Origin of the sequence: Curvibacter microcysteis (genome assembly GCF_028649455.1) — a bacterium.
GTDB classification, from domain to species: domain Bacteria; phylum Pseudomonadota; class Gammaproteobacteria; order Burkholderiales; family Burkholderiaceae_C; genus Curvibacter; species Curvibacter microcysteis.
In genome coordinates this window covers 289,118-299,524 of record NZ_JAQSIO010000002.1, presented here as the reverse complement: position 1 = coordinate 299,524, position 10,407 = coordinate 289,118, and the positions used below count along the sequence as shown (strand labels likewise).

The window sequence follows — 10,407 nt, the reverse complement described above, 5'->3', positions numbered from 1 at the left end:
ATCCCTTAAAGGGGTTGCTGATCGGCTCTTTGAACCTCAATCAGCTCTTCCATGCGCTTTTGCATCAGCGCGTAAAAGTCACGGCGCGTCTTGTGCGCATCACGCAGTTCGGCCGTACGGAAAACGACGTACGGAATTACGCAAAACGCGCAAGCCATTGCCGCCAGCGCCGCCTGCTGGGCCGCGCCGCTCACAAAGAACGAACTCAGCAGCAGAAACGAAGCAATGATGGAACCAACCAAAACAACTGTGCGCATGAAAGCCTCCCTGTAAAAGGCTTCATGCTACCCAACTATTTGGCCGGTTTTGGAGCGAACTCTTGCATCGTTTCGATGGCCGTTTGCTCCATGACCATCAGGGCTTCATGAAGGTCATTCCAGGCCTCATCCGCCAGCCCCAAGCGGTCCATCAGTGGGTAGATAGCCGCCCACTCCAGCCCTATTGGCGTGCCCCCCATCGGAGGGATTCGCCACCGCGTGCCCACCTGGCGGAACAGCTGCAGCGGCGTTTCGTTGTCTGGCCAGACCTCAATCACCTCAGTGACATAGTCCTCAAGCTCAAAGCCCTCTGCGCGGGCCTCTGCCTCGGTGACGTCTGGCTCGAACAGGGCGCGCGCCAGGGCCTTTAGTTTCCCACGCGGCCCAGAAAAATGGCGGAGTCGTAGGACTGCAGGAAAGAGCCCAGCGTGCCGCCGAACATGTCCTCGAGCTCGATCAAGGATTCCTGGTTGAACTCCTCGGTGACGCTCCAGCCGACGGCGCATTTGGTGATCAGGTCGGCGACCTTGCTCATGTCCTTCTTCACCATGTCCGACCAGCTGAAGGGCTCGGGGGCTTTGATTTCAGCCGGTTCAGCGCTCGCCTCCACGGCCACTGCCGACTCTGCAGCCGGGGCGGTCTGGGCGTCGCGCAAAGCCGCCCACTCCGTCTTGCGCATGGCCTTGGCGGTGAACACGAGTTCCACCTCGGAGCCGTCCAGGCGCTTGATGATCAGAGGGAGCGGAAAGCTGGCGGCCGCGCCCTTCAGGCTCTTGATGCTGGAGACGGGAACTGCTTTTTGCTTGGTCATGATTTGGTTCTTTCGCTGGGTGGTTTAAGTGCCCGTGCCCACTCACGCCTCCCCCAGCGAAAGGGAAGAACGTGAGCGGGTCGGTGCTGGTTTTGGGCTGGTGCCCTGAATTACGCGGCGTAGCGGGTGCTGATGTTTTGGGCGTTGAACGAGCCCTTGACGGTCACGGCCTGGCCGTCGCTCAGCGTCTCTTCTTCGTTGAAGGACACCTTGGCCGGCAGCAGGGAGAGCGCACCGGACTTGGCGCGGCGACGGACAACGGTGTCAGCGTCGGTGTCCGACAGGGTCTTGAGCGCGGCGTAGGCCGGCGTGCCGATCATGTCGGCGTCCATGTCGAACGTGCGCTGCACGGCGTTGAAACCGTCGTTCAGCACGATTTCGACGTCACTTTCGAGGAACTTCACGTTCACGACCTTCGAGTCACCGCCCGAGCTGGAATGGTTCATCGTGCGGTCCAGATCCACCCAGGTGGTAACTTTGCGCACAGAGCCAGAGCCAGCGCCGGCCGAGTACAGGTCGGTGTTGCTGGTGTTGGCGCCCTCGAGCACGAACGAGTCGGTCAGCACGCTCTTGATGCGGAACGCGCGGAAGTTCAGCCGGCCCCAGCCGCTGTAGACGATGACGATGTCGCCGTTGCTGTAACCGTGGGCGGTCGAGGAAACGACTGCTTCGGCGGCATTGGAAATGCCAGAAATGGTCTTGGCGGCGGCCAGTGCGGTGGCGACGGAGTGAATCGTGCCGGTAGGTGTGCGTGCCATGGTGGGCCTTTCTTTGGACGAAAAAAAACCGCCTTTCAGCGGTTGGTAGCGCCCTCATCGGGCAGGTGGCCCTTTCGGGCTGGAAACAAAAAAGCCCGCCGAAGCGGGCAACCATCTCTGCAACGAGAAGGAAATCAGTTCAGGAACAGGCCGGGCTGAGCCTTGGCCATGAGGGAGGCGCGCTCTTCTGCGTAGTCGCGCTTCTCCACCTTGCGTTCATTCATCAACTTGGAGCCGATCTGCCCTTTGACGACAGATGGAACTTCGCGCTGCTCCAAGTCCATAAGCATGGCGGTGATGCTGCGCTCGGCTTGCGCCAGCCGCTCAGCAACAGCTTCAAAGGCATTCAGGAAACGGATTCGGACGACGCGGGCCTCATCGCCGGAAAAGCTCATTGCCAACTCAGACAAGCCTTTTGCCGTCATCCGGTACATGGGTCTGCGCTCGCCTTTGGCGTCCTGGAATTCAACGGGCTCAAAATTGAGCCGGTAGTGTTCTGCGATCTCTTGGTGATTGCTGGCGCGCATGCGGTCGATGGTGCGCAGCACGTTCTTGTGTCGCTTCTTGAACGCCAGCGCCACGGCGCGTGAATCGGTCACCAGTTCTTTGCCCTGTCGGTCGATGAACGCAGTCAGGTCAGAAAAGTTTTGCATGATTGCCTTTCAGTTGCAGAAACGAAAAAACCGCCTCAGGGGCGGTTTGCTTGGACCGGTCTTTGCCGGTTTTGTCGAGGGCTATCTGGCAGACCAGATGCTGAAATCCTGGCGGCTGGCGTACAGCCCCGTGTCTGGCTCAAAGTCAGACTGTCGAGCGCCCATGACCTCGACCTGAATCACAGGCGCAGCCAGCAGCGCAGCCTCCGCTTGCTTCATCAGCTCGATGGCAGCCAAGCGGGTGGTGGCCCAGCAAGCGATCTGCATGCGGGCGTTTTCCTGGTCGGACAGCGTGCCTTCGGTGTAGTTGATGGCCTGGCCACCCACTTGCTGGTAAACGATGCGCGGCAGCGCGGCGTCGGCGGGGGCCACATCCGGATAGGCCCGGCCGGCGACCAGCGCCGACAACAGCGGAAAAATCACAGCCTCAGCACTCACTTGATGGCCTTTCTCAGACCGTCCTGCATGCGCCCCACCACGGCCTGGCGGGCTCGGTCAGCCACCGCGTCGTAGGCGGGGCGCAGGAAAGGATGCGCGGGCGCGCGGCTGGTGCCGTACTCGACCATCGCGCCATACGGCGCTTCGCGGTGGTTCCAGGAAATCGAATACACCGCCTTGTCCGGGCTGGATTGGCGCTTGTTGTAGTACTGGTAAATCGAGCGCTGCAGGTTGCCCGGCTTGAACAGATAGCGAACGCCTGTCTTCTTGGAACGCTTGCCGTAGAAATAGTGATCGGCCTCGGATTTTGGGGCACGCTGGCGAGCCTCCACATAGAACACCTCGGCGCCGGCTTGAGCGGCAGGCCGCAAGGACTCTTTCGAGGCCTTGGTAATGCCATCCAGCTTGCTGGAGATCTTGCCGAAGTCGAAGTCGATGGAGATCACGCAACCACCTCGCAAACCAGGTCCATGAACTCGCCGCGCACCTCGTCAGGCAGCACAGCCTTGATTTCATAGACCACCGACCCGTGCACAACACGCATGCTGGCGGTCACATCGCGGCGGCGGCGCACCCGGATAGAGGCTCGCACCACGGACACCAGGGCATCAGCGCGCACGGCCTCAGCGCCGCTTTGGTGGCGGATGTTGGCCCACATGGAGGCCAGCTCAGCCCAGGTGTTCGCCGGCTGGCCAAGGGCGTCCCGGCCCGGGGCTCGCGCCTGGATCGACACCCGGCTGTTGAGCATGCCGGCGGCCATCAGAGCACCCACACCCGGAAAGGGTCGAGCAGACCATCGGCGAAGTCCTGGCCCACGGCGGGGCGGTCGCTGGAGCGCTCGCGGTTGGCGAACATGTCGCCGATGGCGAGCAGGATCCACTGGCGGATGGGGCCCGGCACATCGGTGGCCGCCGCACCGTACCCGGCCTGGTAGGCCACGGTCACGGAATTCAGGCGGTCCTGGGCAAAAGGCCACTGACCAGCGACAGGCTCCAGACGCCCAGGCTGGTCGCCAGCGGCGTCCACGCGGTAAGCGCTTGGGTCCAGGGTCTGCTGAGTGCCAGCAGCATCAACGTATTTGAGGCTGGTCACAGAGACCAGCGGGGGGCGGGGAACGTAGCCCAGATCGCGGAATGCGTCCAGGGTCCACTCCCAGCCGGAGGTGATCAGGGAGCGCTGCAGCCGTTCCTCGCAATCCATGCGCGCGGCCGTGATCAGCGCACCGATCAGCGTGTCCTCGTCGTCATGGTCCACGCGCAGGTGCAGCTTGGCCTCAGCCAGGCTGACCGGCTCAATCGCAGGCATGGAGGTTCGGCGCAGGCCCATGGTCAGGCGGCTTTCTTGGCCTTGGCTTTGGCGGCACGCTCGATGGGCTTGCCGTCCTCGCCGATTTCGTCGGCCCAGCCCTCGGCGGTGGCCACGTCAACCAGGTCCTGGTCGTCGGTTTCGATTTCTTCGCCTTCCTTGAACTCCACGACATCGCAGCCGCGGAAGGCCCAGGAAAAGGCAGCTTTCGCCTTGAGGCGGGTCTTGTTGCTTGCTTCGGACATAAGCATCTCCAATGAAAAAGGCCCCGGTGAGGGGGCCTTTCAGGGTTGACGGTCACTGCATGTGACCGTATTGACTGATGATTTCTCGCGCCCAAGCAACTAGATCTTGGGCTCTCTGTCCTGCTGGCCGAGACTTTACCCATAGCTCTAGGTTTTCAGGTCTGTTGTCAGATCTGTCGCCGTTCTTATGGTGGACTGACTCGTACGATTTCAGAGGTCTTCCGATGACATTCGCCATCACCTCTCTGTGCTGATAGACAAAACCGTTTGGTGCTGCGTTCGGATCGTCATACCCGCTGTAACGCCAGATGTACCCATGGCTTGTCTTGTGCCACTGGTCCCTGCCGTTCTTCCCCCACTTGTACTTCGCCTTTGTATGGTCGCCGTACTTCCTGAAAAGCGAGTAGTGCCCGCTGCAAAAGCATTTGGCGACTACTGGCTTTTCGCAGTCTTGCGCGGAGCACTTCTCTGGTCTTGGAACATGAGCAGTTCCACCTGCAAGAGGGTCGCCGTACCTTCTAAATCTCTCGTAGTGCGCATGGCACCAGCCGCCAGATTTGTACTTGTTCTTGCAGCCTTCAATCCTGCATTTCTTTTCGGTAGTCATGGCCGGGCCTATTGATAAGACCCGTCCATTTTAGCGTTAAGTTGCAGAAATTTTAAGCAGTTTAATCGCCTGCGTGTTGCGCGGCTTGCCGCCCACGCGCTTGCGCACGTAGAACTTGACGAAGCCCGGGGTGGTGATTTCGTCACGGGTGATGCGCATGCCGACCTTGTCGGCGATCAGGTAGCCCTCGCGGAAGTCGCCGAAGGCGAGCGGGAAGGAGTTGGCAGCGACGGCGGGCATGTCTTCGGCCTCGGTGATGCCGTAGCCCAAGAAGGTCGCGGGCTGGCCCGGGGTCAGGGCTGGCTGCCACAGGTACTGACCGGTGCTGTCCTTGTACTTGCGCAGGCCCGCCAGCACAGCCTTGGCAGTCAACCACTGGGCATTGTTGCGGTAGCGAGCGCGCACGCCGTAAATCATGTCCAGGAACACGTCGGCACTCGACGGCAGAGCCGCAGCTTGGCCAGAGGCAAAGTACTGCAGCGTGCCAAAAGCGCGCGAGGTGTCGCCGGTAGAGACTGGGGTGGGGCCAGCCAGAATGCCGGTGGGCTTCTTGGTGCCGTTGCCAGAGATGAATGCAGCACCTTCGCCCTGGGCAATGGCTTCTGCCACCGAGGTGTTCAACCAACCCTCCACGTCGAAGAACAGGTCTTCGAGCGATTCTTCAGAGGCTTGCGGCTTGGCGCTGGCCATGCCGAAGGTGGGCACGATTTCAGCCAGGTCCGGGGTGTTGGTCTGGTTGCGGGTGTCGCCTTCACCCAGCCACTCGAAGCCAGCACCGTTGAGGTCAAACAGCTCGTGGTAGTCCGTGGTGCCCACGGTGCGCACGGTGGCCAACTGGCGGATGGGGGAAATGTCCACCGACAGGCGGGCAATCGTGCTTTCGATCACCTTGGGCAGTGCGAAGCCGCCAGCAGCATTCGTGCCCACCACGGTTTGGGTTGCGCGACGCTCGCGGTCGCCGGCAGCGGCCGCTTTGGCCTCCAAGGCGCGGCCGGCCTGGGTTGCCTTTTGCTGACGCTCGTGGTCGCCGGGTGCGCGCATCCAGTCCAGGAAGGCGTGGCGGTATTCCGCTTCTTCCTTTTCTTCGCCATCCACCCGGCCGCCCGTGAAGACACCGGGGCGGGCCATCTTGGCTTCGACCTTTTCGAGCTTGGTCTTGACCTCGTTCCAGCCATCCATGCGGGCATCGATGGCGGCCAGCTTGGCATCAAAGTCGCTGGTGGACTTGCCGGCCAGGGCAGCCTCAATGCGGGCATCGTTGGTCTTTTTGTACTCATCGAACGCGGTGGCGATCTTGTCCAGGGCGTCGGCCACAGACTTGATCGAGGGATCATCGCGGCGCTCGTACACCGGGAAGGCTTGGGCCTTGGCAGCAAATGCGGCCATGTGGAGGGCCATGACGGCCAGCAGAGACTTTTTCATTTCGATTCCTTAGAGGATGTGAGGGAACGGAGCAGCCGATCGGCCGCTTTCATTGCCACGGCGGTCGAATCAACGGAATCTCTCCGCACTTCTCCCATCCGCATGACGCGCGACACAAAGGCTGTCGCGTCGGACTTGCTGAACCCGGCATCACGCAGGATTCGTTCAGCATCTTTGGGGGCCTGCAGCTCATCAGCCGAGGCCTTGACGTTGGTAATCCGGGCCATTTCATTGGCCGGGAACGTGACCAGGGACACTTCCCACAGGTCGATTTGGGTGAGGATGCGCATACCCTCGTCGTTGTATTTGGAGGTGCCGGGCACGCTCATGAAGCCGATGGACAGGCCATTGATGGCGCCCATCTTCAGCAGCGCATGGGCTTCCTTGCCCTGCGAGGTCTCCAGGCACAGCTGGCCCTTCACGCGCAGGCCTTTGGAGTCCTCAACCATCTCGGTCCAGACCCCGATGGGGTCGTCCGCCTCGTGCTGCCACAGCATCGCAGGCATGGTCCCGCTGGCCTTGTGCTCGGCCAGGCTGGCAGCAAATGCGCCTGCCGTGATCACGTCGTCATAGTTGTCGCGCACGCCGAACATGGAGCCGTAGCCCTCGATGGTGCCGTCAGCGTTGGCTTTGACTTCCAGCGCAAACGAGCGTGTTTCGCGGCCGCCCGGCGCGGCGCGGCGCTCAGGCGCCTTGGTTTTGGTTCGCATTGCTGCCCCCTTGGTTGCTGCCGCTGCTCATGTTCATCGGCTTGAGGTATTCATCACCACCAGGACGCGGGTCCCAGCCCTCTTCGTCGCGGTATTCATTGGGGCTCATCAGGCCCATTTCGATCATGGTTCGGGCATAAACAGCCCGGTCTTTGATGGAGCCGGCACGCATGTATCGGGTGTCAAACTCGGTGAACAGCGGGCCCGCCCCATCGAGCAAGGTTTCGTCCATGCGCTGGTTCCAGGCAACGTGCCAGGGCGCGAGCGTGTGGATCAGGTGGGCAGCAAAGAAGGCCTCCGAGCTGGCGAACGTGCTGGTCTTGTCAGAGTGGCCCACCATGATGGGAAACACGCCGTAGCAACGGCAGATCTCTTCCACCTGGGTGCGACGGGTCTCGATGTGCTGCGCATCCACCCCCGTCATGGCGGTCGGGAACCACTTGGCGGCCCGGTCCAGCACCAGCGGGATGCCAGCCTTGTCGGGGCCGGTCTTGCGCGCCAGCCAAGCGCTCATGCGCTCTTGCTGCTGAGGCGTCAGCGTGCCCTCGACGCTGTAGGTCCCGCTAGATCGCAAGCCGTTCGCGTGCATCGAGGCCTGGCTGCGCTCGGTGGCCAGCGCCAGGCCCACGGCCGAGCGCGCCAGCTTCACCGCGTCCAAGTGCTTGGTCCACTCCCATTGCAGCCCGTTGATCAGGAAAACGTCATCAGGTTTGAACTCGCCGATCAGGCCGAATTCATCCCAGCAGCGGTACAGCAGCTCATAGCGCGACACATGCCGCACGTCCCAGCGGCCAGGCTCCACAGGGATCAACTCCTGCACCCGGTTATTGGCGCCACGGACCTTGATGGACAGGCCTGCACCGGTCAGCACCGCATGGGCGGTCATCATCCGGCGCCACTCGAAGCTGGTCTGCCACTCGTTCGGGCGGCGGCTGAGCAGGCGGAACTCGGGAATGTTGGTGGCCTTCTCGCGGGTGCCGTCTGTCTTTTCCCGGAAGACGTTCAGCCGCGGCGTGGCGCAGCCATCAGCGATGACCTTCACGCAGGACAGCACCGTGGACACCTGCAGCGCGGTCTTTTCCGTGACCGTGACCCCGGCGACCACGCCGCCACCCACGCCATCGATCAGGTCGGCCACCTGGTCGTAGGTGAGCTGGGCGGCCTTGCGCCCAAGAAGTCGGTCGAAGAATTTCACTCGGTGTCCCAGAAGGATTTGCCTTTGCTGGCGGGATTCAGCGCCATCAGGTAGACGGCATCGAACAGGGCCATGAGCGGGTCGATCTTTGCGAACCCGCTCGCTTGTTTCGTGATGGAGATGGCATTACCAACCGCCACCACCTTTGCATTGCCAACGCACCAGGCCATCAGGGCGCTGCCGCCGTGCTGCAGGCGCTTCTCAGCCAGTCGGCGCTCTGCGGTCTTGATCGCGCCATTGAGCTGCCAACCCTGGGGGATGCCCACCACGTCCTCAGCCGTCACCGGCCCCGGCTCGTCTTCGGTGCCCACCAGGGCGTCGTAGATCCCACCCAGGCCAGCGCGGTCAACGCCAATTTTGTCCAGCAGGCCAGATTCAGCGACCTGGGTGACGATGGCCACCACCTGCAGCAGGTCCTGGCCCATCTGGTCAACCAGCACCAGGTCACCGGCCTTGATGAAGTCGTGATACCGAGGGGCCTCGGACTTACGGCGCTCCATGGCAATCGGATGGATCCAGGCCCGGCACCACGCAAGCCATCGGCCGGTCCCAGTCTCGCGCCCGATCACGGCCAGGCCCAGCATGTCGTCCAGGCCGCCGCCATCGACGCCAATGGTGGCCACCTCGCAGCGCGCCAGCAGTTCTTCCAGGCTGAAAACCTGGGTCGCAGCGCCCGCCCAGAAATCAGCCCCGGCCCAGCGGTCGCTGCGCAGGTTCAGGCCAATTTCGACGTTCAGGTGTTTGGCCAGGAACTGCTGAAACGTGCCATCTGTCTTGGCTCGGTTCTTCCGAAGCTGGTCTTCCAGCCATTCGGCGCTGACAGACCGGCCGATGTTCGGGTTCGTGATGTAGAAGTTCTGCGGCAGCTCGTAGGCCTTGGCCTTGAGCATGTCGTCCGGGAACTCGTACAAGACGCCCAGCGTTTTGAGGTCCTGGATCTTGCCGTCGCGCACATCACGCCAGTAGCCCAAGCGTTCCTTGAACACCCCGGCCGGCGGGTCGTCGCTCTGCGTGGTGAGGTAAATCACCCAGCCTTCGTCGCGGGACACCTGGCCGCCCAGGGCCTCCATGAACATGGATTCAGCGTTGGCCCGCTTGCCGAACAGCCAAAGCTCATCGACCAGCACCTTGCCCGACTTCTTACCCGACACAGTGTCGGTATCGGCGGCCACCACCTTCAGACTGTTGCGGTTCACCTTGTGGGTGATGGTCCGCACATGGTCCTGGATGTGGAACAGGGCCGAGAGTTCATCATCGGCGCGAATCATCGAGGCCGCCGGCTTGTAGCTGTTGTCAGCCACTTCCTTGGTCGGCGCCAGGATCAGATGCTCCTCTTCTTCGCGCCAGCACAGGATCAAAGCGGTCAGCATGATGCCGGCCGCAATGGTCGATTTCGTGTTTTTCTTCGAGATCAGCAGGCCGTATTCACGGATGAGCTGCTTACCAGCCTCACCGTCATAGCCCCCAAAGATGGCGGCTACAAAGTCGAAAACCCACTGCTCACTGCACTCACCAAAGGTCGGCTTCCCAGGCAGGTCCACCACCTTCAGCTCTTTGAAGATGGCCAGGGCCTGCTGGGCCTGGTCGGCAAAGATCGGCGGCGGGATGATGGACTTCCCTGCAACCAGACGGGCCGCCCAATCCGGGCAGGCTGTCGACCAACTCACCGTCAGACCTTCTTACCGCCAGCGGCCACCAGCTTCGGCGGCGCGGCTGGTGCGAACTTGCTCGCCACCCGTTTGGCAGCTTCCTGGCCCTGCTCCTTCTTGCCGCCCTCGCCCTTCTTTGTGTGCATGAAGGGCATCAGGGCCTTGGCTGCGTCAGCCCGCAGCTTCACGTCGGCCTGCAGGTCATTCATCAGCGCCAGCAAAAATACCTTCGGGTCAGTGTGGGCCAGCGTCTCGATAGACGGTGGAACCTCGACCTTGATGGTGACCGGCGCATTGGGCTTGCGGCCCGCCCCCGGCCGCGCGCCACCGCTTCGACCTGGTTTGCCTGCCATTTGA

At 62.1% G+C, this 10,407-nt stretch carries 16 protein-coding genes; all 16 read right to left on the bottom strand.

All coding sequences use genetic code 11. The annotated features are described in order from the left end of the window. Positions 1-5: 5 nt before the first annotated feature. The 16 genes from PSQ39_RS06575 to PSQ39_RS06500 all read right to left on the bottom strand — a co-directional run bounded on the left by PSQ39_RS06575 (position 6) and on the right by PSQ39_RS06500 (position 10,403). Entirely contained in the window at positions 6-257 is a 252-nt protein-coding gene (locus tag PSQ39_RS06575) for a hypothetical protein (protein WP_273925908.1), read from the bottom strand. 35 nt (positions 258-292) lie between these two features. Beyond that, positions 293-607, bottom strand: coding sequence for a DUF1799 domain-containing protein (locus tag PSQ39_RS06570; RefSeq protein ID WP_273926361.1), 315 nt, complete (start codon positions 605-607; stop codon positions 293-295). A gap of 17 nt (positions 608-624) precedes the next feature. After that, positions 625-1,068: a phage tail assembly chaperone gene (locus PSQ39_RS06565; protein ID WP_273925907.1), complete on the bottom strand. Its 444-nt coding sequence runs from the start codon at positions 1,066-1,068 to the stop codon at positions 625-627. A gap of 110 nt (positions 1,069-1,178) precedes the next feature. Next, on the bottom strand, positions 1,179-1,826 hold the full coding sequence (locus PSQ39_RS06560) for a phage tail tube protein (RefSeq protein ID WP_273925906.1): 648 nt from the start codon (positions 1,824-1,826) through the stop codon (positions 1,179-1,181). A gap of 134 nt (positions 1,827-1,960) precedes the next feature. Further along, positions 1,961-2,479 (bottom strand): Rha family transcriptional regulator, encoded by a 519-nt coding sequence (locus tag PSQ39_RS06555; RefSeq protein ID WP_273925905.1) that lies wholly within the window; start codon positions 2,477-2,479, stop codon positions 1,961-1,963. Positions 2,480-2,560: 81 nt separating this feature from the next. Next, positions 2,561-2,917, bottom strand: coding sequence for a DUF3168 domain-containing protein (locus PSQ39_RS06550; protein ID WP_273925904.1), 357 nt, complete (start codon positions 2,915-2,917; stop codon positions 2,561-2,563). Then, positions 2,914-3,363, bottom strand: coding sequence for an HK97-gp10 family putative phage morphogenesis protein (locus PSQ39_RS06545; protein WP_273925903.1), 450 nt, complete (start codon positions 3,361-3,363; stop codon positions 2,914-2,916). Before PSQ39_RS06545 ends, PSQ39_RS06550 begins: the two co-directional genes overlap by 4 nt. Further along, positions 3,360-3,689, bottom strand: a complete 330-nt coding sequence (locus tag PSQ39_RS06540; protein WP_337961930.1) for a phage head closure protein — start codon at positions 3,687-3,689, stop codon at positions 3,360-3,362. Before PSQ39_RS06540 ends, PSQ39_RS06545 begins: the two co-directional genes overlap by 4 nt. Further along, the gene (locus PSQ39_RS06535) at positions 3,677-4,243 is read right to left on the bottom strand and encodes a head-tail connector protein (protein WP_273925902.1); all 567 of its coding nucleotides are present in this window, start codon (positions 4,241-4,243) and stop codon (positions 3,677-3,679) included. Before PSQ39_RS06535 ends, PSQ39_RS06540 begins: the two co-directional genes overlap by 13 nt. 2 nt (positions 4,244-4,245) lie before the next feature. Continuing rightward, positions 4,246-4,467 carry a hypothetical protein gene (locus PSQ39_RS06530; RefSeq protein WP_273925901.1) on the bottom strand — a complete coding sequence of 74 codons (222 nt, stop codon included), beginning with the start codon at positions 4,465-4,467 and terminating at the stop codon, positions 4,246-4,248. Positions 4,468-4,519: 52 nt separating this feature from the next. After that, complete coding sequence (locus tag PSQ39_RS06525) at positions 4,520-5,074, bottom strand: HNH endonuclease (protein ID WP_273925900.1); 555 nt, start codon at positions 5,072-5,074, stop codon at positions 4,520-4,522. 36 nt (positions 5,075-5,110) lie between these two features. Beyond that, positions 5,111-6,496: a phage major capsid protein gene (locus PSQ39_RS06520; protein ID WP_273925899.1), complete on the bottom strand. Its 1,386-nt coding sequence runs from the start codon at positions 6,494-6,496 to the stop codon at positions 5,111-5,113. Further along, complete coding sequence (locus PSQ39_RS06515; protein ID WP_273925898.1) at positions 6,493-7,206, bottom strand: HK97 family phage prohead protease; 714 nt, start codon at positions 7,204-7,206, stop codon at positions 6,493-6,495. The genes PSQ39_RS06520 and PSQ39_RS06515 overlap by 4 nt, the downstream gene beginning before the upstream one ends. After that, positions 7,181-8,401: a phage portal protein gene (locus tag PSQ39_RS06510; protein WP_273925897.1), complete on the bottom strand. Its 1,221-nt coding sequence runs from the start codon at positions 8,399-8,401 to the stop codon at positions 7,181-7,183. Before PSQ39_RS06510 ends, PSQ39_RS06515 begins: the two co-directional genes overlap by 26 nt. Further along, positions 8,398-10,068: a terminase large subunit gene (locus PSQ39_RS06505; RefSeq protein WP_273925896.1), complete on the bottom strand. Its 1,671-nt coding sequence runs from the start codon at positions 10,066-10,068 to the stop codon at positions 8,398-8,400. The genes PSQ39_RS06510 and PSQ39_RS06505 overlap by 4 nt, the downstream gene beginning before the upstream one ends. 2 nt (positions 10,069-10,070) lie before the next feature. Next, positions 10,071-10,403 (bottom strand): terminase small subunit, encoded by a 333-nt coding sequence (locus PSQ39_RS06500; RefSeq protein WP_273925895.1) that lies wholly within the window; start codon positions 10,401-10,403, stop codon positions 10,071-10,073. Positions 10,404-10,407 lie beyond the last annotated feature (4 nt).